Consider the following 20,975-nt stretch of genomic DNA (forward strand, 5'->3'; position numbering starts at 1 on the left):
TCCACTCCTCGACGTAAACTCCAGGGCAAACGAACACCATCATTCCGACAATCTAGCCACTCAAATGTATGATGAACCCAGCCTTCCACTCATGTCTGAAAATCCTCTGCGCATCACTGACGCTTATCCTAACAATCAACTTGCGGGCCGCCGAACCCGATCCTCACCCTGAAACATTGAGGGTGATGAGCTATAACACTTGGTATGTTTTCGCAAAAGGGAAAGCAATCGAAGCCGGTGGAAAATGGATCCATTCTCAGACACCCGACGTAGTTGCTCTGCAAGAGCTTACCAACATCAAACCGGAGAAGCTCGAACAACTTGCTGCCAGCTGGGGGCACAACCATAGCAGCTTACTGAAAACCAGTGGTTTTTCCGTGGGCCTCACTTCACGTTGGCCTATCAAGGTCATTGAAAAAGGTCAGAAGGGAATGCACCATGGCTTTCTTCACGCGAAGACCCATGGCGTTCACTATTTTGTGGTACACCTTTCCCCATTCAAATGGGAAGTCCGCCAGCGTGAAGCCAACATCCTAACAAAAAAAATCACCCCCTTGTTGAAACAGGGTGAACGTATCATCGTCCTGGGCGATTTCAACGCCTATTCACCCGAGGACCAACCGTGGCTCGAACCCGCTGACAATACCCAAACTCTGGAAAAGAAAAAACAAGACGATGCCCAGCATGCTCATATGCAAAATTTAAAGGATGGTGCGTTTGATTACGCAGTGCTCAACACTTTCCTTAGCTCCGGTCTCACGGACACGGCTAAGGGGCACCTTCCTGAAAAAGCGGAATCCAGACTTTCCTTTCCTACTGGCATATTGACCGATAAACAATCGGCCGTCACGAGCGGTGAGCGCATCGATTTCATCCTGGCAAGTGGAAACCTTTACAGCAAGGTGCAGAGCTGCCGCATCATCACCGATGGCGTCGTCAACCAAATCTCAGACCACTATCCGGTGATCACAGATTTTTCTACCGACTAATCCCATTGGATCAGTGGGATAACGCGGTATCCACGTCGGGCAATCAGCTGGTGGGTTTCGAATAGCGCCTCCTGCGTGACCAGCGGCGAGCGCCATTGCTGTTACGTTTAGCCCCTTGACCATGGGAGCTCTCAGCCCTTTTTCCAGAGCTGCTGCTATCGCTTTTGTTACCCTTGCTGTTGCTGCCCTTACTAACACTGCTCCCACCCTTACCGCTGCGACCATTCTGATTGCTGCTTGCTTGACGGTTACCTTGCCGGCCGCGGTTGGCACCGCGTCCGCGGGTCGGGGTCGGGCTGAGCGTTTGACTCTCCCATTCCGAGGTGAACCCCTGAACTTTTTGCTGTGCGATGTTGGTTTTCAGCAGACGCTCAATGGCCATAAACTCTTTCTTCTCATCCACACAGACGAGCGATACCGCTTCTCCACTTGCCCCTGCCCGACCAGTCCGGCCAATACGATGAATGTAATCCTCGGCCACTTTCGGCAGCTCAAAATTGACCACGTGCGGTAACTGGTCGATATCGAGCCCTCTGGCCGCGATGTCGGTTGCAACCAGCACCTGGACTTTTCTGTTTTTAAAATCTGACAAGGCCCGTGTCCGGGCTCCCTGGCTTTTATTGCCATGAATAGCGGCACCACGGATCCCCACTTTGTCCAACTGCCCTGCCAAGCGATTGGCTCCGTGCTTTGTCCGGGTGAAGACAAGGACCTGCTCCCATTGCCCCTCTTTGATCAAATGCGCCAACAGGTGCCGCTTTTGATCCTTTGCGGTTTTATAAACCACCTGGGTAACCGTGTGGGCTGCCGTATTTTCGGAAGCGAGCTCGATCATCTGCGGGTTACGCAACACACTTTTCGATAGCTGTTTGATTTCTGGAGAATAGGTGGCTGAAAAAAGCAAGTTCTGCCGGTTTTCCGGTAATAGCTTCAACACCCTACGGATGTCATGAATAAAACCCATATCCAACATACGGTCCGCTTCATCCAAAACCAAAACCTCCACCTTTGATAAATCAACCGTACCCTGATTGGCGTGGTCAAGCAACCGTCCGGGGCACGCCACCAAAATATCCACCCCACGGCGCAAAATATTGGTTTGAGGGTTGATGCCTACCCCACCGAAAATACAGGCCGAGCGTAAGGGTAAATGTTTACCATAGGTCTTGAAACTATCGTGCACTTGGGCCGCCAGCTCACGTGTCGGAGCCAACACCAACGCTTTCGGTTGCGGCGTTCGTCGATTCCTATCTGCCAACAACTGCAGCACTGGCAGAGCAAAGGCTGCGGTTTTACCGGTTCCGGTCTGCGCCCCTCCTATCACATCACGACCAGCCAAAATGGCGGGAATCGCTTGTTCCTGAATGGGCGTAGGACTTGTGTATCCTTGGGTCGTAAGTGCCTTTTGCAAAGCCTGCGACAAATTAAATGTTTTAAAACTCATATGATCAAAAGATTCATTCGCCCTCGTCTCAAAATGACAGAGGTTGCGGTCCTGATGAATCCGTATTTGCGCCAGTTGCGACTAATAACCAAGAACTGGCGAAAGAGAAGACTGACAAGCGCCGACCGATGTGGCGCTGCCCCGATGGGGAGTGGCATTTAATGCAGGAACGAATAAACGCAAGCGAATAATCAGTTCTTGCTTGTCAACATGATCAAGCCAAGCATCCACCCATGGCATAATAAGCTACAATATCGATGGATTATAAAAAAGTTATGCTGATTAGTGACAGTGCTTGCTATTAGCTCCGCGCCAGATACAGAATCTTCCATGAAATATTTTCTACTGCCCGCGATTTCTCTCGCAGTGATGTTGACAACTTCCCTCAATGCTCGAGCGGCACTCGTGCTCAATATTGATCTCACTACCGAAGAGCTCTTTTTGACAGGCTCTGACACAGGCTCTGCACGTTCGAATATTTTAGGCTCTTATACAGATTGGAATCGATCGAACGTCAATGATCCACAGCCAGAAGGTAGCGGAGACTCTGTTAACCTAATCAATGGCCTTGATGTTGGCAGCACGTTCACTTCTTTTCTTTTTCAAACTGGAGCGGATCGAAATCCGGATACAGGAACGTTACAAGGCACCGTATCTATATCAGCTATTGCTACCTCAGGAGCTGAAACTACCCTCACCGGCAATGGCATCCGCATCAGCTATGCTGGGATGAACAGTACGTTTAAAAATAGTATTCAGAGCTTGGCCTCAGATTCCGATGATGATTTCACCTTAAGTGAGGGGAGTGGCTTCTCTCCGATTTCAATTTCCGTTATATCTGTGCCCGAACCATCAAGTTGCCTCTTCCTAGCGGGCGGCATACTGGCAATCATCGGCAGGCGGCGCCGTCAGCACTGAGCTCGCAGTGCCATATCACGCCCTCTGTTCTGTAAAGGGCGCACTTTATAGAACCTCTACCAGACGACCGTCTAGCGTAAGCTCTATTGGAGGATAAATCATTTAACGCCCCTGTTGGTCCTTTTTCTCTTCATTGTGGCCAATGGCTCCTCCAAGTAAGCCTCCTGCGGCGGCACCAACTACGGTTGCCCCGGTATTCCCGCCAATGGCCTGACCGAGTAAGGCCCCGGTTCCGGCGCCCACAGCGGCTCCAGTCTGAGTTTTTGTGGCACAGTTTGTTAAGGAAAGAGCAGCGACAGAAGCTCCTGTAAAGACGAGTTTGGTGATGTGTGAGGTTTTCATGATTTTGGATTGTGAATGATGTTCAGCTACAGCCTAGCACCTGTGGCGTTATCGTCTAGCAAATAAAGATCTAAAGAGTCGCTGAAATTTCCACCCTAACACTTCCACATCAAGTCCCTACTCTACCCATCAAAAAAACCATGTCGGCTTCGGAACCGCGATACCTCAAAGGCTCAAAACAGGCGTAAGCCCTCCCAAACATAAATCTTCCGGAAAATTATTCTTGGAGAAACAGACAGATCGACGACAAGCTTATACCTTTTGATCAGTTAAATTGGCTGAATGGCACTGAAGGTTTTCGATTTTAACTAGGCGCAAGGAAGGCGCATAGCGGGCTATGCAACCGACGCGCAACAACGGTAAAATCTAAAAGGTTCAGTGCCCCCTTGCCATTCAGCTTGCTGACTGACTCATCATCTTAAACTCAAACCATTCTGCCAATTTAACTGGGAGAATGGTATTACAGCCGTGATTCATTCCCTGCAAATCGAAGGCTACCGCTCGCTTCTGGATATCTCCCTGAAGCTGGCCCCGCTCACGGTGGTCCAAGGAGCCACACGTCTCAAAGAAGACCTTGGCTCTCGCAAAGTCTGGAGGTTTGATTAAATCCCTTCACTCAGCGCGTGTCTGCTTTAGCAACTCTACCATCGCCTTGCCCAACTCTTCGCCAACATTCATATAGGTCTCGGCATTGCCACTGTAGTGACCATTGGAAGCTCCACCTTTGGATAAAGGGTGCGAATAAACGGTCGCAACATTTCCTTGGAACGCCTCGTATTTTCCCGATTTGCCATCAACCGCCAACTGGGCGGTAAGAATGGCCCCCTCATTACCCTTGGAACCCTTTTGGGTCTGACCGAGGGTGGCACAGACAAATTTTGCATCGGGCGCATTGAAGTCCTTACGAAGCGACTTGATGAAACGAACCAGATTTTCTTCATAGCGGCTCGCATGGGCCGGGTTATAACGATCCTTGTCACCCTGCCAAAAGACAAAACCAACAATCTCATATTGCTTCGCCCCCGGGTAATACTTGTCCAGATTCTCCAACACCTTCTTCGCACTGGCGACATCCGTGTCGTATTGTTTCCCAGCATACCAATTGATTTTTTTCGCTACGGTTCCGGTCGGCCACTTATCCGGGCTGTCCTTGTATCCGGCATACGTGGTTCCATCGATTTCATAGCGCTCACTGCCAGGAGGCAACAGGTCCCAACCAAGGCTTCGATTGCCTATACAAGATTTCAGGATCAAGACCGGGGCCTCCGTCGCTTCCGCCACCTGATGACCAAAACCAATCTCGGGTCCGATTTTCCCGGTTTTGGCCACTGTCAGCCAATCGTTTTTATAATCTTTGAAATTCATCACCCGGACATTGCGGGCGTCCTTGCGCGTGACCCATGCCCCACTGTCGTCGACGAGGTAAGCATACTTCCCGGCCTTGATGGCGGATTCCAACGTTCCGTCTTTAGCGCCGGCCACCTTGCCGAAGCCGAGCATATTCGACTGACCCATCAGGATATAGACCTGTACCGGCTTGCTCATATCCGCTTCTTTACCCTCTGCATCGCTGGTGCCTGCGATACAAGCGAGGGCAAACATGGCCAACGCAAAATATGTTAGGTTTCTTTTCATCACGTAATTGGTATTGAATGTGCCGATGTATAGAGTCAGCTACTATGTTTGTAAGCGTTTGGACTCAGCACCGTCAAGCATTCATCCATTTGAAGTTCGCACAATCAGCATCAACATGCCTAAATTAGGCCAAGCTTTTTTACCCATGTTTCATCATCCCGCTGCATCACCCGCCATGAGGACCTTGTCACCGCTACTCGCGATGGCCTTGGTCATCACAGCGCTTCTCTCCCGATCATTCGCAGCCAAAGGCGATGAGGCTATTTCCCTCACGGCGCAGGGCAAATCCTTGGCATCCGAGTACGAAACAAAACGAGTCAGCCTGAAGAACAAAACCCTCAAAAGGCTGCCATCGATCGATCCAAACAAACAAGCCGCATTCATCGGCGCGCGCCAAGCCGAGGTGCAAGCGGCAGCCAAACTCAATCAAGCCCAACAGGCCATGGGTGAGATTCAAACAGCCGAAGCACTGGTGGCACACGCCAAAGGTAAATGGATTGGTGGAGCCAACCGTGGCATCAAAGCAGCTCAGGAGATGTTGAAAAATGCCAGCACGCCAACGGAACGTGCAACAGCCAAAAAGGAACTCGAAACATGGCAGCAAAACCTCAAAGACGGAGAACACGCACTCAAAGAACGGCAGGCGAAACTCGAGCAAGCGCAAAGCCGGCAAGCCGAACTCGAAAAAGCAGTGGCCGAGGCCCAAGATGCACTTGAGAAGGCCAAAACCACCACCCTCGGCGCGTTCAATGCTCTCAAGCTTTCTTCCTTCCTATCAAGCGATGCAATGGATGCCGATCTGGCAAAATTCGCGACCCTGAATGATGCCACCCCGGACGCTCTGGCGAGCTTCGCCCAGCAAGGGAAACCGCAACAGAAACTGATCGATACCATGCTATCTTCGGAAAAGTTATTGGTTGAGATGGCGGCCGCCGATGGAGCCAAGGGCAATCGATATGGCGAGGCGATGCAGATCTATCAAAAAATATGGCACGCCAGTGACAACGTTGCCGAAGGCTCGTTACGCAGGCTCGCGCTTGCCATCAGTCTGGAACACGCGGTTCCTGTCAAACAACGCAATGCAGTGGCCAAGACCACGGCCCCTGCAACTGTCGATCCGGTCCACCGCTACCTTCACTATGAAAAAGCACTGCTGGCCGGTGAGCTGGATCCAGCATTCGACACGCTGAGCGTCTGGGATTACCGCATGGTGGTGAATGGAGAAGAACCGGATGACATCCTCAGCTGGGGACGTACGATGCTACGCAACTACCGACCCGACCATATCACAACCTCCGATTACCGATGGCGCTACGTCGCCGCCGTAAGAAGCGATATCCAATACGGCTCGCAGGACAACAAACATGACCAGGACGATCTGCAGTTTTTTCAAAACATCCTGAAAAATGGTGGCGTCTGCGGTCGGCGTGCTTTTTTTGGCCGCTTCATCCTCCGGGCGTTCGGCATCCCAACCACCGCCCGACCATCTCGCGGGCACGCCGCCTTGGCCCATTGGACGCCCGATGGCTGGGTCGTCTGCCTCGGCGGCGCTTGGGGCGCCGGCTGGACCAAAACCCGATACGATCGCGATCTCGACTTTCTGGCCAACACCCAGGCGCGTGCCGCGGGTCCATCCTACATGCAGGTCAAACGAGCCCAATGGATCGGCGATCTCATGGACGAACCCAAGGTCTTCGGTCTGCACTCACGCAAGCAGCCTGAATTTTGGTATGCGGTCTCACTCTACACCCAGTTAGAGATCATCAAGGCCTCCAAGGCCAAAACGCTGGCTGCCGTCGGCGAAGACATTGGCGAGGCAAACGAAACCAATGAACACATCGCCCTGCCCCGGACACAAATCCGCGAAGAAGACCGCATTGTTTCCGTTTCAGATCGAGGCGTGATCACCATCCCCGCTGTCGCTACCAGCAAACCAAACAAAAGCACCGGAAAAATTCTGTTCATGGATAGCTTCCTCGGCGGTAAACAACTGCATTACAGCCGCACCGGAGGGCCGCAAGCCTTTGAATACTCTCTGGAGGTTCCGCAAGCCGGTCGCTATGCGCTTAGCGCCCGGGTGGTCACCCCAAGCTGGAAGCAATCCCTCGAGGTAACGGTGAACGATGCCAACGAGAGCCGCCAGCTCCCATTACCCTTCACCCTGGGTCAGTGGGAAACAAGCGAACCGGTTCTCATTCATCTGGCCAAAGGAAAAAATACACTGCGCTTTTCACGCCAGCACCCGAAACTCAAAGGCGTCAGCATCAAAGCATTCACCCTGACCCCGGCGGACCCCGCGGATTAGGATCAGCAAGCCCTCACTCCCGATGGTCTATTCCTCAGACCAGCGGCTTCTTGATAAATCCACCTCAGAGCATAGTATTTCCTGATATGATCCCATTGCGTCTTCTCTCCATGCTTCCCGCGCTGACCCTTTCCTGCCTCGCGCAAAGTGCCGAGCTTCCATTCATCGATCTCTCCGGTGAAAAAAACCGCCAGGTCCTAGTCGATCAAGAAAAAGGCCAGTACCTCGGTCACGTCACAACCTGCCTGCTCGATGATCAAAAGACCATCCTCGCCGTTTACCCCAAAGGCCATGGCCGTGGACCCGTCGTTTACAAACGAAGCAGCGACGGCGGCAAAACCTGGAGCGAACGCCTGCCCACCCCGGGCAACTGGGCCAGCTCAAAAGAAGTGCCCACCCTCCACCGGATGAACGGACCGGATGGAAAAAAACGGATCATCATGTTCTCCGGTCTCTATCCAGTCCGTCGGGCCGTGAGTGAAGACGAAGGTAAAACATGGGGACCACTGGAAAAAGTCGGTGACTGGGGCGGCATCGTGGTCATGGGCTGCCATACCGAGCTTCGCTCCGAGGCTAAGCCTGTCCCCGGCCATTACATGTGCCTGTTTCACGACGACGGACGATTCATCCGTCAGGGAGCCAAGGCCAAGGGGCCCCGCGTGATGACCCTCTATCAAACAACCACCGTGGATGGAGGTCTGACATGGAGTGATCCGAAAACCATCTTTGCCTCCAGTGACATCCACCTCTGCGAGCCCGGGATCATCCGCTCCCCCGATGGCAAACAACTCGCGGTCCTGCTGCGTGAAAATGCCCGACGCAAGTACTCCCATGTCATTTTCTCCAACGACGAAGGGCAAAGCTGGACCACTCCCCGGGAGCTACCAAAAACCCTGTCGGGTGACCGCCACACCGCCAAGTATGCCTCCGACGGCCGCCTGCTGATCGTGTTCCGCGGCTACACCTCACATAAAGGAAGTTTTGATCAAAAACACCCATCCGCAAAGTGGCCCACCGAAGGAGATTGTGCGGCATGGGTCGGAACCTACGACGACATCGTCAACAATCGCCCGGGCCAATACGTCGTCCGCCTGTTCGATAATCAAAAAGGCTACGACACCACCTATCCCGGCGTGGAAATCCTACCGGACGACACCTTTGTTGTGACCACCTACGGCCACTGGGACAAGGGTGAAGCACCCTACATCATGAGCACCCGACTCAAGCTCAGTGAACTCGACGCCAAAGCCTCGTCCGCACCGAAGGTCAAGGTCCCCTGAAGACGGCATCAAGAGACTCCGGGGCCCGGTGACGACGACCCCAGCATTCCTGTCCGCACGGACTTCTCCACATTGGCCTGCCAATAACATCCACTTTCCACATGCAGGCAGGTCAGCCACCCACCCCGTCCGGGGTCGGTATCAATACAGATGGCATGCCCGAGGTCGAGCGGCACATGGGATTTTTGCGCCGTATGACCACACACCATCACCTTACCTGACATATGTGGCCGAGGATGCCCGAATTTTTTATGGATCAAGGTAAAGGGTAACTGCTGATCGAGAGGAAGATCCGCCTCCAAGTTGGCATGGACAAAAATATGCGTGTCGGTCTCAACATAGGGTCGGTTCTTACGTAAAAACTCCCAGTGGGATTCCGGCACATCATCAAAGCCACCCGGGCCATACGACTCCAATGTCTCGCCCCCGCCCCAGGCATCCAACCAATGGGCACGATCCGTCAAATCCATTTCAGAAAGAAAAAATTTCTCCTCATGATTCCCTGATAGAAAAGCCAAATCATACCCCCGCTGCTGCAGGTGGATTAAAAAATCAATGACGCCTTTTGAGTCAGGGCCACGATCAATGTAGTCTCCCATAAAAATAATCCTATCTTCAGGCTGGGGGGAAACTTTCCGCCACAGCACTTCCAGTGGCACCAGGCATCCGTGTATATCTCCAATGGCGAGTGTTCTCATAGCGGACATCAGCTTAATCATGAATCCCCCCGATCCACACGGATTTTTCAAGCCCTTGAGTGTCATGGAAACACACCGGCATGTTGGCATGAAACCCGTTCTCAAAAAACTCAACGGACAAGACTTGCACAGCCCCGCGTCTAAGTCTTTGATTCACGCCATGTCAACCGACCTTCGAAGCGTATTCAGAGAGCAGAATATCATGCTCGGGCTGATCCTAGTCATCAGCATGATCTTCGCCGCGCAAATGATGTACGGTCCAGACATCTATTGGAGCTACATGATGGTCCCTCAAAAAATGGTAGTGGCATGGAATGCCGCCCTCATCGGAGACCTTGACCTCACCGCCTTTCTGCCGATGCTCACTTGTGCCTTTCTCCATGGTGGATTCGACCACTTACTATTCAACATGCTCCTGCTGTGGGTCTTCGGAGCACTGGCCGTTGAACTGGTGGGAAACAAATGGATGTTGATCACCTTCGTGCTCACCGCCTTCTGCGGCAGCGTCTTCCATGTCGTCATGAATCCCGATAGCACAATCCCCACACTCGGGGCATCAGGCGCGGTGATGGGCTTTGAGGGACTCTATCTGGGTATGGCCGTACGTTGGCACCTTCCCGACCCCGAAATCTGGCCGATCGCCCGACCGATCCCACCCGCCCAGCTGGCAGCACTTGGGATCATCGGTTTAATCATGGACTACATGGGCTTCCTGGGAGGAAATCTGGGCGTGGCATACAGCGCCCACCTCGGCGGTTTTGTGGGTGGCATCCTGCTCGGATCTACCATCGTCCCGATGCCCCGCGTCGCTCGACCGCGATAAACTTAAGGGATATAAACGAAGTTTTCCCAGCTAGTGGCCGCCCAATGGGCGAACCTTTTTCTTTTTTGAGTTCCGTTTTTAGCGAGCTATCCACTATAGAAACGTAATAAAACCTTTACTAATAAAGGTTTTATATGATTTTTGAAGCATAAAAACCAAAGTTGTGCATTTTTTTGATTGGCAATTACGCTTCGCGTATGGGTATGACTCTGGCGTCGGCCAAACGACATCCTTATATTAGGGGGATGTTCAAAGGATAACCCGACTTTTTTATCATGGACCATACAGCTAAACCATTTGATCCGACCGCGCTTCCTTACACTTTGCCTGAGGAAGCATTAGACATCCTCTCCAACGCCCGCTCAGTCACCCTGGGTGAGAATGTGGAGCAGCTCAACAAGCTCGCAGTAGCCAACCCGGATGAAAGCGGGTGGCACGAAGTAGCCTACGATGTTCCCGGCAAAGGAAAAGTGGTGGAAGCCAAAGCCTGCCGTGTTAAAAATGGTATTGCGGCCAACTACATCGACCCCTACATGCGGCGTCGCGACCCTGACTGCATGGTCATCGGCGATGAAAAGCCGACGGACAAACCCACGTTCCAGCAACGATTTGGCACCAGCTTCGACAGCATGCGTGCAGAAACGCTGGAGTGGATGAAAACCCAGGATCTCATGATGTTCCCCTTCCTCGCCGGTGTGGAAGACAAGGGAACCGGAGCCATTGTCATTGCTCCGGCCAACGCGGGCTTCTTCGCTCTCGGCCTGGCCCTGCTTCAGGGGATTTTAGCCAATGACGAAATTCCCGAAGGTTTCAGCCCCAAGGCCGTCATCTATGTCGCTCCTCCGTTCAGACATACCCATCTCGACGGCAAGCAGGTCGTCGTGCACAACCGCCTGGACAACAAGCATGAGCTCTTCGCTTACAACCTTTACCCCGGACCAAGTGCCAAAAAGGGCATTTACGGCGTGCTGCTCAATATCGGTGAGCAGGAAAAATGGGTGACCATGCACTGCGCCACCGCCAAAGTCGTCACCCCATACGAACAATCGATTGTCATCTCTCACGAGGGTGCCAGTGGAGGAGGAAAGAGCGAAATGCTCGAGCCTGTCCATCGTCAAACCGACAACACCCTGAAAATGGGAGAAAACATCGTCAGCGGCGAAACCCGATCCCTGTCCCTGCCGAGCAGCTGTAATATCATCCCTGTCACGGACGACATGGCCCTTTGCTACCCTCCGGCAGAAGGAGGCAGCGGAAAACTCACTGTCGCAGATGCTGAAGATGCCTGGTTCGTCCGCGTCAACCACATCAACAAATACGGAGTGGACCCTCACCTCGAACGACTCACCGTCACACCTGAAAAGCCCTTGTTGTTCCTCAACATTGACGCCCAACCAGGCAGCACGGCTCTGATTTGGGAGCACATCGAAGACGAGCCCGGCAAACCATGCCCGAACCCCCGGGTCATTGTTCCCCGCGACACCGTCCCGAACATCCATACCGGAAAAACCAATGTCGATATTCGCTCCTTCGGGGTCCGCTGCCCTCCCTGCACCAAGGAGGATCCGACTTATGGTATCCTCGGAATTTTCCACCTGCTCCCCCCCTCCCTGGCCTGGCTTTGGCGCTTGGTTGCCCCACGCGGCCATGCCAACCCAAGCATCGTCGATACCGGAGGCATGGCAAGTGAAGGCGTCGGCTCCTACTGGCCCTTCGCCACCGGCCGCCGGGTGGATCAAGCCAACCTGCTGCTGGAGCAAATCATCAACTCTCCAGCCGTGCGCTACGTCCTGATTCCGAACCAGCACATCGGATCATGGGAAATGGGCTTCATTCCCCAGTGGATTACCCGTGAACTTCTGGCCCGACGCGGTGGCGCCCATTTCAAGCGCTCCCAGCTTGAAGACTCACGCTGCCCGCTGCTCGGATGGAATCCAAAGTCCATCATGATCGAAGGACGTCCTGTGGGCAGCTGGTTTTTCTCCGTCGAAAAGCAACCTGAAGTGGGTATTGAAGCCTATGAAAAGGGTGCCGAGATTCTCAAGCAGTTCTTCCACCGCGAAATCAGTCAGTTCCTGCAAGATGACCTCCACCCGCTGGGCCGTGAGATCATCGAGTGCTGCCTCAACGGCGGTTCCGTGGACGACTACGCCAAGCTCATCGACCACCAGTCGCTCTTGGCTGAAGACTAAGACCACGGCTACGATAACCATCATCACACACCACGGAGCCTCCCGGTTCCGTGGTGTTTTTTTGTCCCCCCTCCTCCGGACCAAATAAATGGCACGAGAAACAGCAAGCTTGAAAGACCGGCATGATTCAGATCATATAGACATAGCTATGAAAGAATCATTCCCCTCCCTGCCGAAGCATACTCGCGGCCTGTCCGTGCTCTCGCTCTTGTTGGCCCTGTTCTGCACCCTCAGCGACCCGGCGGCGGCAGCCACTCCTCAACCGCTCAAGGTCTTTGTGCTGGTCGGACAATCGAATATGCAAGGGCACGCTAAAATCGAAACATTCGAACATATCGCTATGGATCCAAAAACCGCACCATGGCTCGAAGAAATACAGAACAAGGACGGATCCCCCAAAGTCTGCAACGATGTCTGGATTTCCTATTTATCGACCAAAGGAGTGAAGCAAGGGGCCCTCACTGCAGGCTTTGGGGCAGACGACCAAAAAATCGGCCCCGAACTCAGCTTTGGTATCGCCATGCAGAAACAACTCAAAGAGCCGGTCCTTCTCATCAAGGTCGCCTGGGGGGGCAAAAGCCTGCATACGGATTTCAGGCCCCCAAGCGCCGGAGATTACACATTCCCGCCGGAACGCATCGAGCAACTGAAAAAACAAGGCAAAGATCCGGATGAGATCCAAGCGAAACAAAAGGAGGCTGCCGGAAAGTATTACCGCCTGACGGTAGATCATGTGAAATCGGCTCTGACCGATATCAAAAGCGTCTATCCCGATTACCAGACAGAACAAGGGTATCAGCTCTCCGGACTTGTCTGGTTTCAAGGCTGGAATGATATGGTGGCTTCGGACGTCTACCCCAAACGAAACCAAGCCGGTGGCTATGATGATTATTCATCCGTGATGGCACATTTCATCCGGGACATCCGCAAGGACTTGGCCGCACCGAAACTGCCCGTCATCATCGGGGTGATGGGTGTCGGAGGGCCTACGGATCAATACGGCCCGGACCAACAACGCTACAAAAACACCCACCAACATTTCCGAGACGCCATGGCAGCGCCCGCGAAGCTGCCCGAATTCAAAAGCAACGTAACCGCCGTGCTGACCGAACAATACTGGGACATGGAACTGAACGCCCTGGTGGCACGGGATGGCAAGCTGCGTCACGAGATTAAAAAGAAAAAACTGAAAGGAAAAGAAGCTCAGGCGATGCACAAGGAACTACGTCAAAAGGCATTCACTAAGCGTGAACGGGAGATCCTCGAAAAGGGCGTATCCAACTACCCCTTCCACTACCTCGGCTCAGCCAAAATCATGGTCGGTATCGGCAAAGGATTTGCCAAAGCGATGGCAGAGCTTCAATAGTCATCCCGAAAGCTGCGGTCTCAAGTGCCCTCAGTGAAAGAGATGAGGCAAAGCTTGTGTGTCTCTGCCTTTTGGTGAATGGTGCTTCCATGAAGCCTTACGTCCAACTCGGTGAATCAAAAATGTCAGATGGAACCGTGTTCTCACTGCACAAACATGATGGCAAGTTTTACCTGAAATACAACGGCTTCGATCTGATGAGCACAGCGCTCACCTTCTCCGAGGAGCTGCTCGCCGATGCTGGATGCGCCTCCCTACTTCCCGGAAAAAAAACCAGACCCAAACATCCGAACGTCTTAATCGGAGGGCTCGGCCTCGGCTTCACTCTGAAACGCACTCTGGAATTAATTGGCCAACCCGCCACCGTCGAGGTCGCCGAACTAATGAAACCTCTGATCGAATGGAACCGCACGTTCCTCGTCGAGCATAACGGCCCGCTGCTCGAAGACCCACGTACCAAAATCACCCAGGGAGACCTCTTTGATATTATCAACAGCAAAAAAAGAGGAAGCTACGACGCTTTATTGTTAGATATCGACAACACCCCGGACGACCTGATCACCGCGGGTAACGCACGACTCTACTCACCTCGATTTTTAGCCAAGATCAAAGAGATTCTAACACCCAACGGCTGTGTTGCCTACTGGCTGTCGGAACCCGCACCCAAGTTTAAAAAATGCCTGATCAAGGCCGGATTTTGGGTGGAAGAACAATCGGCCAAACCGCACGCCAAATCAAAACGGGCCAGACATTGTATTTATGTCTGCACTCGCAGGCGCTAAGCAAAGGTCATCGCACACGCGAAACCCGTGCATACATTCTGGGAATAAACGATCCGGTTTGGCGTCTTACCGGGCAACATGCGTATCTCATCACTTCTCAGCCCACTCACCATAGGAGCTCTCACCCTGAGCCTCCCACTTCAGGCCGACCCATTGCAAGATCAGCTCGATCAGCGCAAAAAGGAATTCGAGGTACAAGCCACACCGGAGAAAATTGCCAGTTACAACAAAGGTGTCGAAGCCGTCCGGAAATCCGGCATGGTCAAACGGGCACTTAAAGTCGGAGACACCGCTCCCGATTTCACCTTGAACAATGCCCTTGGAAAAAAAGTCACACTCTCCAAACTCCTGAACGACGGCCCTGTCGTCATCACCTGGTACCGTGGCTCATGGTGCCCATACTGCAATCTGACATTACAAGCTTACCAAGAGAACCTGCCGAAACTTAAAAAAGCAGGGGCCCAATTCATTGCCCTCACCCCGGAACTTCCCGATCATTCACTCAGCACCAAGAAAAAACATCATCTTGAATTCGAGGTTCTCACCGACCTCAACAATCAGGTGGCAAAACAATTCAAAATCGTCTTTGAAATGACACCGGAAGTTAGCCAGGCCATGGAAAAACTCGCCGGGCTGCACAATTACAATGGGAAGACTTACAATGCTGATACCCTGCCACTGAGCGCCACGTATATCATCACCCCGGACCGCAAAATCGCCTACGCCTTTCTCGACGCAGAGTACCGTAACCGGGCAACGCCTGAGATGATTCTAAGCGAACTCAAAAAAATCAACAAGCAACAACCATAGGACTGGTATCTCCCAGAGTAAATACACCAGAGGCTAACAGCCTACAGCGCTGACAGGTTTCACATGATTGAAGAGGGTTTACAGGATTTTTTTGGGAGGTAGCGATAGGTTTTGGGCAAACCTTGATCTTTGAAATGAAACATCCTGACAATCGTGTCAGCGCCACAGGCATCACCGCGATAAGCTCCCTAATGGAGGAGCCCTGACCGATTAACACAAACTATCTCGAGTCAATCCACCAGTACCTGACGACCTGCGACCCCTGGCCCTGTGTGCCACAAACTTCCAAACCTCCTTGCTTTGATGCATCCCCAATGGTAGGTTGAGTTCTAACTCTCAACTATTATCAAATCATGGAACTGGAACTCAACCGGGTGTGGACCGTTGTCGTTGCCCTTGCTTGCATCGAGATCGGCAAATGGCTCAACCGTAAATTTATTTGGTTAGAAAAGGGAAATATTCCTCCCGCCGTCTCCGCCGGGTTACTGATCTCACTGATTCTGGCCGGCGTGCGCTCTCTCGGATGGTTGGATCTTTCTCTCGATCCCGTTCCACGCGACGCACTGCTACTGGTCTTTTTTGCCTCGCTCGGTTTTGGCGCTCATCTGGGAAAACTTGCCTCGGCCGGCAAAGGTACACTGGTGATCTGTCTCGCCATTCTCGCTCTGATTTTCACTCAGAACTTCATTGGTGTTGCGATGGCCAAGCTCTTTGGCCAACCCGAGGAAATCGGACTTTTCTGTGGTAGTATCGCTTTTCTCGGAGGCCACGGCACAGCGGTGGCATGGGCGAACACCGACATGGCAAGCTCCATGAGCGGTGCCTTCGAGCTTGGTGTTGGTAGTGCCACCATGGGACTGGTGCTTGGCGGTTTGGTCGCCGGCCCCGTCTCCATGTTTCTGATGAAGCGAAAAACCGAGGACATCGTACACGCCACGGTGTTCGAAAAAGATGCCCCGGTTGTCACCCGACGTGAACATGTTTTTTCCTCCAACCGCTGGCTCATCTGCCTGCTCTTTGTCTTGGTCTGCGTTGCGATTGGTGTACCAGTCCGCGAATGGTTCAATGAACGAGGCACCTCCATCCCCGCTTTCCTTGCTGTGATGCTGGTCGCCGTGCTGGTAACCAACTTCGCCGACCTGATCAAAAAACCCATGGATGAGGAGGTCTCCGATCTGATTGGCACCGTCTCACTGCGCATCTTTCTCGCCATGGCTATGCTATCACTCGACTGGGGGGAACTTGCCAGCTACCTGCCGATGTTGCTCTGTGCCTCGATTCTCCAAGTCACGGCCATCATCGGCATCGCCTATTTCGTCGTCTACAAAATGTTTGGCCGTGGCCATGAAGGTTCCTGTGCCGCAGGCGGGTTTATTGGATTCGGTCTGGGAGCCATGCCGGTCGGCCTCGCCGTCATCCGGCGTTTGACCGAAACCTTCGGCAACTGCCCCAAAGCCATTCTGGCGATCACTCTGGCGGCCTCCCTCTTCTGTGACACCGCCAACGCCGTTCTGATTTCAGCATTCTTCAAATGGTTCGGGTAAATGGCTTCGTGGATTAGTTTCCGGGCTTCTCCTTCCGCCATTCATAGGCTCCGATGTCGGGCTGTTGACCGCGCTTCACACCATCGATGTCATGAGCGACCTGACCATCCGGCAATCGCATTCCGCGATCAATGGCATCCTTGGCCTGTGCTGAAAGACGCAAGTCTCCTTTGGCATGTCCCAGGAACAGTGCAGGCGACGCATTCAGCAGATTGTGATCGAGCTTCGCCACCGCTTCATTTCTCTGCCGGATACGATGGCTGACGATGTTGTTCCTGATCTCAACCCGGGTATTTGGCCAACGATATTCGATGCTCGAAAAAGGAGGGTCCTGACTGACCACGGTGTTATGCAGCACCTTCACGCCGGTGACATTAGCGAGCTCAATGCCTGACTCAAGGTGGATGCCTTTGGCATTATAAATCACGTTGTTCCGGATCACTCCCCCAAGGTGGTCAACATAGGGGTCCTTTCCCGCGCCATCTTCATACTCACGCACCAGCCCCTCGGGCTTGGTTTTCATGCCAAAACCAATCGCACGATAACAATCGATCAATTGGTTCTGCTCCACCACGGTGCCGCGTGACCTCGACCACATATGCACGGCGTGTTCCATCAATTTCCCCTCGCGTTGGATGTTTTTAAACGTATTTCTCCGGATCACCCAGTCCTTGCCACCATGCACATCCAGACCACCGGTGTAGAAGTATTTCCCTTGATCATCCATGATGGAGGTGTCCTTAAATTCAATCAGACATCCTTCCAGTAAGCCCCGGTCCACCCAGGCCGGAGGCTTGGCTCCGTTCGAGTTCACCTTGATCAGCTGCTGACCGCAGTCATAGATGTGCAAATTGCGCATCACAATATCTTCAATTGTTTTATCGCCACCTGGCGAAACATGGATTGAGTGGTCACGGGCATAACGAATAGTTAGATCACTGATACTCACGCGGGATGCACGGATAGCGATCAACTCGTTGACACATGCTTTGCGGGAAAGCTTTCCTTTGCCTTGGAAGCCGTCGAGGATCACCTTTTCCCGCTTACCGGACTCCGAACGCATCGACACCCCCGCCTGACCAAATTGCAAGGGGCGGGTCAGTTTGTAGACGCCATCCTTGAGTAAAATGACCGTCCCGGGGTGGGCCCGCTGCACCGCACGGGCCAAATCATCAGCGGCTGACAAACGTAGTGGTATTCCAGAACCGGAAGCCACTTCGGCGATAACCAATTCGGAGCCCACAAACAACAGCATCCACAGCAAAAATCCCCGCTCCGGCATCAACCTTGATAAACGTCTCAACATGATTATCGAATCAAATCTACAGCATCCTGACGCCAACCGCCCTTATCCAAAATAGAAATCGAAAGTTCCCGCTCTTTTTTTTCTCCATTGCCAGGGACCACATACATCACAATCGCGGCGCGCGTCTCACCATCCGGGAACGCGAAATCAGGCCAATGGTTACCATTGAGATCTTGATGTACAAGGTCCCCTTTGTCATTGAAATCGCCATCCCCATTGGCATCTACACAAATCAATTGGTTCGACGCTTCATCATACACCTCGATCCGCATATCAGCCGATGCCTCAATTTTAAAATCCACCTGCTTCTGCGATTCCTCATCCACGGGACGCTGGATTATGTGATGAATGGGGATCAAATAGAAAGGGTTCGTAACCAGTTCATGGGCATCGATGACCCGCGTGCTGGAATGCGCAGATGATGACTTCCAAACCCACTTACTTGAGGCCAAGGGCTCTCCCTCTTCAACCCACGAGCATATCAACTCGCCTTCCTGATCATCCATCACAGCCTCTGCTTTAATATCCACAACGCAATTAGCACCCGGCGACAGCCGCAAAGTCTGGTTGAGCGTCTGTAGTGAATGACCACTTCTTGTGGTCACGAACAACACCGAATCCTTCTTCCATTCATATTTCACGATCGGCCCCTTAAGTTGGATCTCTCCCTGCTTGTCATTCAATGTTGGGTTCGTCAGATAAAAACGACCGTATGCTTCTGTTTCTGGAAGCGCCACCGTAAGACTCGTCAAAGGTTGGATATCAACCTTATCCAACATGGCGTGACCGATGAAGGTTTTTGAGTCCTTTTCTGGCTCTTCTGCCGCATGGCTAGAAGGCTGCCTCTGCGGAGGTTGATGAGACTCATTCCCTTGTTCCACAATCTGACGACCAGTGCCCCGTGTTTCTGCAATCTGGTTCCTTAAGCTTGCAAGAGCCTCGCGGTTTTTTCTTTCCCGCTTGGGAATATTCATGGCCACTGACAAACGCAAGGCTTCCTGTAAAATACGAGCGGCCTCATCAAGGCGCCCATTCACACGCAAGAATTCGGCATAGTCCTCATACAGAGGGAGTTCATTGAACTTGTTGCCCATGCTGCGCTCATGATGCAGCAAACGAATCAGCCAAGCTTCCAACTCCGGGTGACGCGCGCCCTCACGCATCGCCAGATCTTTCATGACCCGGTATAATTTGAGTTGATGGTGAGGATTCACATCCACCTTCGCCTTCTCCAGCATCGCATCAAGGGTCGTCCACGCCTTTTCCCTATCCCCCAAGGCATGATCAATTTTGGCTGCTCCAGCATGACATTTCAACTTCGTCCCCCGACTGTAGTAGGTATAAGCATCAATACTTTCCAATGCCTGCTTGCTGATTTCCAAGGCATCCTCAGGCAATGACCCGTTACCACTCTGAATGATCAGTTTCATGAGTTTGGCATAATGTCGAAACACAGCATAGACAGGGTACCCTTCTTGTTCGGTCGACTTCAAAAAAAGATCATACTCAGCAAGAGCGTGCTCGGGATACCCGTGCATCACACAAATCCTTGCCAGCTGGGAATGAGCATCCAATGCATTCCGTGATACCTCGCCTCTGCGATGATACCTACGATTCACACAGTATTGATCCGCGTAATTCGTAAACCAACGGTTTAACTCTGCGGCCCTCACCCAATCCCCTACGTCCAAAGCCGAACCCGCGATATCTCCAACAGCATAGAGACGAGGGTAGGAAATAAACGAATGCTTGTACTTCGAGTCGGGGTCCACATGTCCATACCGGTAAGGAAATGCCCTGTTTCTGGCATCGGGCAAAAAGGAAAATATCGGGCCCAAGTCTTTGTAAGGAATCCTCACCGTGTCCAAGTGATCGTGATGCAACAAACTATGCTGCTGATGTGATGTTATTTCACGTGCCTGGGAAACCCGGCCAAGACTACGCAGCGTACTGGCAATGTTGCCGTGAATAATGTAACCACCATCGTCCAAGCGGGCCACTCCCCCTTCCGCATTTCTCTGGTCACGCTTCAGCAGAAAAAGGTATAAATCCAAGCCCCAATCCTCGTCCGTTTCCCCGGTCTTGATCTGGGCTTCCTTCCAAATGCGAGAGTGCAAAGATGAACTCAGGTATCTTTTTTCAGCTTCTACAAAGCTATGCTCCAACTGCTTCAGGGCGTCTTCGCGCCTTCCTTGACGATATAAATGCAGCAACTTCTCTACTTGTTCATTAAGAAACTGCTCACGTTTCGCTTTGGCTGTCTGCTCCTCCGCATCCAGAGGCAGACAAAACGCAAAAAAGATGGCGGACAAACAAACGCCAAAACCAATGGTTTTCATATGACTGAGATATGACAAACTCTCTATCACATAGCAAGAATCGAATCCTTATACCAAGTAGCCATTGGCGTCAAAATAAGGACTTAGCTCTTTCTGCTAAAGGTTTTCGATGGCGTTTTTCGTGCAACAGATTTTTGATGGCATAGGTGAGTGGAGCCTCGATAGATCTCATCTCGACAACTCTCAGCGACAGCCACTGCGC

At 52.5% G+C, this 20,975-nt stretch carries 17 protein-coding genes; 11 read left to right on the forward strand and 6 right to left on the reverse strand.

All coding sequences use genetic code 11. The features are described 5' to 3' along the window. The first annotated feature begins 68 nt into the window (after positions 1-68). Positions 69-989 (forward strand): endonuclease/exonuclease/phosphatase family protein, encoded by a 921-nt coding sequence (locus HW115_RS10120; RefSeq protein WP_178932515.1) that lies wholly within the window; start codon positions 69-71, stop codon positions 987-989. A gap of 43 nt (positions 990-1,032) precedes the next feature. Here the strand turns inward: HW115_RS10120 and HW115_RS10125 are convergent, their stop codons facing one another. Next, on the reverse strand, positions 1,033-2,433 hold the full coding sequence (locus HW115_RS10125; RefSeq protein WP_178932516.1) for a DEAD/DEAH box helicase: 1,401 nt from the start codon (positions 2,431-2,433) through the stop codon (positions 1,033-1,035). Between the two features lie 330 nt (positions 2,434-2,763). Between HW115_RS10125 and HW115_RS10130 the strand changes: the two genes are divergently transcribed. Beyond that, a complete protein-coding gene (locus HW115_RS10130; protein WP_178932518.1) occupies positions 2,764-3,351 on the forward strand; it encodes a PEP-CTERM sorting domain-containing protein in 588 nt (195 codons plus the stop codon). A 102-nt stretch (positions 3,352-3,453) separates the two neighbouring features. Here the strand turns inward: HW115_RS10130 and HW115_RS10135 are convergent, their stop codons facing one another. After that, positions 3,454-3,693 carry a YMGG-like glycine zipper-containing protein gene (locus HW115_RS10135; RefSeq protein WP_178932520.1) on the reverse strand — a complete coding sequence of 80 codons (240 nt, stop codon included), beginning with the start codon at positions 3,691-3,693 and terminating at the stop codon, positions 3,454-3,456. Positions 3,694-4,161: 468 nt separating this feature from the next. Here HW115_RS10135 and HW115_RS10140 point away from each other — a divergent pair, with 468 nt between their 5' ends. Further along, positions 4,162-4,299 (forward strand): hypothetical protein, encoded by a 138-nt coding sequence (locus tag HW115_RS10140; protein ID WP_178932522.1) that lies wholly within the window; start codon positions 4,162-4,164, stop codon positions 4,297-4,299. Positions 4,300-4,305: 6 nt separating this feature from the next. Here the strand turns inward: HW115_RS10140 and HW115_RS10145 are convergent, their stop codons facing one another. After that, the gene (locus HW115_RS10145; RefSeq protein WP_227021406.1) at positions 4,306-5,328 is read right to left on the reverse strand and encodes a sialate O-acetylesterase; all 1,023 of its coding nucleotides are present in this window, start codon (positions 5,326-5,328) and stop codon (positions 4,306-4,308) included. A gap of 115 nt (positions 5,329-5,443) precedes the next feature. On the opposite strand from HW115_RS10145, the gene HW115_RS10150 reads away from it, so the two are divergent. Continuing rightward, positions 5,444-7,633, forward strand: a complete 2,190-nt coding sequence (locus HW115_RS10150; protein ID WP_178932524.1) for a hypothetical protein — start codon at positions 5,444-5,446, stop codon at positions 7,631-7,633. 86 nt (positions 7,634-7,719) lie between these two features. Beyond that, positions 7,720-8,913 (forward strand): sialidase family protein, encoded by a 1,194-nt coding sequence (locus HW115_RS10155; RefSeq protein WP_178932526.1) that lies wholly within the window; start codon positions 7,720-7,722, stop codon positions 8,911-8,913. A gap of 8 nt (positions 8,914-8,921) precedes the next feature. On the opposite strand, the gene HW115_RS10160 is transcribed toward HW115_RS10155, so the two are convergent. Further along, positions 8,922-9,620, reverse strand: coding sequence for a metallophosphoesterase family protein (locus tag HW115_RS10160; protein WP_227021407.1), 699 nt, complete (start codon positions 9,618-9,620; stop codon positions 8,922-8,924). Positions 9,621-9,630: 10 nt separating this feature from the next. Between HW115_RS10160 and HW115_RS10165 the strand changes: the two genes are divergently transcribed. From HW115_RS10165 to HW115_RS10190, 6 genes are all read left to right on the forward strand, one after another. Continuing rightward, positions 9,631-10,434 (forward strand): rhomboid family intramembrane serine protease, encoded by an 804-nt coding sequence (locus tag HW115_RS10165; RefSeq protein ID WP_178932530.1) that lies wholly within the window; start codon positions 9,631-9,633, stop codon positions 10,432-10,434. Between the two features lie 275 nt (positions 10,435-10,709). Further along, positions 10,710-12,626, forward strand: a complete 1,917-nt coding sequence (locus HW115_RS10170) for a DUF4914 family protein (protein ID WP_178932532.1) — start codon at positions 10,710-10,712, stop codon at positions 12,624-12,626. Positions 12,627-12,774: 148 nt separating this feature from the next. Further along, positions 12,775-13,992 carry a sialate O-acetylesterase gene (locus HW115_RS10175; protein ID WP_178932534.1) on the forward strand — a complete coding sequence of 406 codons (1,218 nt, stop codon included), beginning with the start codon at positions 12,775-12,777 and terminating at the stop codon, positions 13,990-13,992. Positions 13,993-14,081: 89 nt separating this feature from the next. Beyond that, a complete protein-coding gene (locus HW115_RS10180) occupies positions 14,082-14,774 on the forward strand; it encodes a spermidine synthase family protein (RefSeq protein ID WP_178932536.1) in 693 nt (230 codons plus the stop codon). Between the two features lie 78 nt (positions 14,775-14,852). Continuing rightward, the gene (locus HW115_RS10185; protein ID WP_178932538.1) at positions 14,853-15,584 is read left to right on the forward strand and encodes a peroxiredoxin-like family protein; all 732 of its coding nucleotides are present in this window, start codon (positions 14,853-14,855) and stop codon (positions 15,582-15,584) included. Between the two features lie 353 nt (positions 15,585-15,937). Continuing rightward, the gene (locus tag HW115_RS10190) at positions 15,938-17,128 is read left to right on the forward strand and encodes a sodium/glutamate symporter (RefSeq protein WP_178932540.1); all 1,191 of its coding nucleotides are present in this window, start codon (positions 15,938-15,940) and stop codon (positions 17,126-17,128) included. Positions 17,129-17,141: 13 nt separating this feature from the next. On the opposite strand, the gene HW115_RS10195 is transcribed toward HW115_RS10190, so the two are convergent. Together HW115_RS10195 and HW115_RS10200 are read right to left on the reverse strand one after the other, a co-directional pair. Beyond that, positions 17,142-18,434: a right-handed parallel beta-helix repeat-containing protein gene (locus tag HW115_RS10195; RefSeq protein WP_178932542.1), complete on the reverse strand. Its 1,293-nt coding sequence runs from the start codon at positions 18,432-18,434 to the stop codon at positions 17,142-17,144. Between the two features lie 2 nt (positions 18,435-18,436). Next, positions 18,437-20,773 (reverse strand): tetratricopeptide repeat protein, encoded by a 2,337-nt coding sequence (locus HW115_RS10200; protein ID WP_178932544.1) that lies wholly within the window; start codon positions 20,771-20,773, stop codon positions 18,437-18,439. Positions 20,774-20,975: the final 202 nt, after the last annotated feature.

The sequence above is a fragment of the Oceaniferula marina genome, assembly GCF_013391475.1.
GTDB lineage: Bacteria > Verrucomicrobiota > Verrucomicrobiia > Verrucomicrobiales > Akkermansiaceae > Oceaniferula > Oceaniferula marina.

What these genes read in the sequence shown, in the direction of transcription:
- HW115_RS10170 (WP_178932532.1), top strand. Translation starts at nt 10,710, where the DNA reads ATGGACCATACAGCTAAACCATTTGATCCGACCGCGCTTCCTTACACT.
- HW115_RS10145 (WP_227021406.1), bottom strand. Translation starts at nt 5,328, where the DNA reads ATGAAAAGAAACCTAACATATTTTGCGTTGGCCATGTTTGCCCTCGCT.
- HW115_RS10135 (WP_178932520.1), bottom strand. Translation starts at nt 3,693, where the DNA reads ATGAAAACCTCACACATCACCAAACTCGTCTTTACAGGAGCTTCTGTC.
- HW115_RS10130 (WP_178932518.1), top strand. Translation starts at nt 2,764, where the DNA reads ATGAAATATTTTCTACTGCCCGCGATTTCTCTCGCAGTGATGTTGACA.
- HW115_RS10120 (WP_178932515.1), top strand. Translation starts at nt 69, where the DNA reads ATGATGAACCCAGCCTTCCACTCATGTCTGAAAATCCTCTGCGCATCA.
- HW115_RS10180 (WP_178932536.1), top strand. Translation starts at nt 14,082, where the DNA reads ATGAAGCCTTACGTCCAACTCGGTGAATCAAAAATGTCAGATGGAACC.
- HW115_RS10195 (WP_178932542.1), bottom strand. Translation starts at nt 18,434, where the DNA reads ATGTTGAGACGTTTATCAAGGTTGATGCCGGAGCGGGGATTTTTGCTG.
- HW115_RS10165 (WP_178932530.1), top strand. Translation starts at nt 9,631, where the DNA reads ATGAATCCCCCCGATCCACACGGATTTTTCAAGCCCTTGAGTGTCATG.
- HW115_RS10160 (WP_227021407.1), bottom strand. Translation starts at nt 9,620, where the DNA reads ATGTCCGCTATGAGAACACTCGCCATTGGAGATATACACGGATGCCTG.
- HW115_RS10155 (WP_178932526.1), top strand. Translation starts at nt 7,720, where the DNA reads ATGATCCCATTGCGTCTTCTCTCCATGCTTCCCGCGCTGACCCTTTCC.
- HW115_RS10175 (WP_178932534.1), top strand. Translation starts at nt 12,775, where the DNA reads ATGAAAGAATCATTCCCCTCCCTGCCGAAGCATACTCGCGGCCTGTCC.
- HW115_RS10150 (WP_178932524.1), top strand. Translation starts at nt 5,444, where the DNA reads ATGCCTAAATTAGGCCAAGCTTTTTTACCCATGTTTCATCATCCCGCT.
- HW115_RS10200 (WP_178932544.1), bottom strand. Translation starts at nt 20,773, where the DNA reads ATGAAAACCATTGGTTTTGGCGTTTGTTTGTCCGCCATCTTTTTTGCG.
- HW115_RS10190 (WP_178932540.1), top strand. Translation starts at nt 15,938, where the DNA reads ATGGAACTGGAACTCAACCGGGTGTGGACCGTTGTCGTTGCCCTTGCT.
- HW115_RS10125 (WP_178932516.1), bottom strand. Translation starts at nt 2,433, where the DNA reads ATGAGTTTTAAAACATTTAATTTGTCGCAGGCTTTGCAAAAGGCACTT.
- HW115_RS10185 (WP_178932538.1), top strand. Translation starts at nt 14,853, where the DNA reads ATGCGTATCTCATCACTTCTCAGCCCACTCACCATAGGAGCTCTCACC.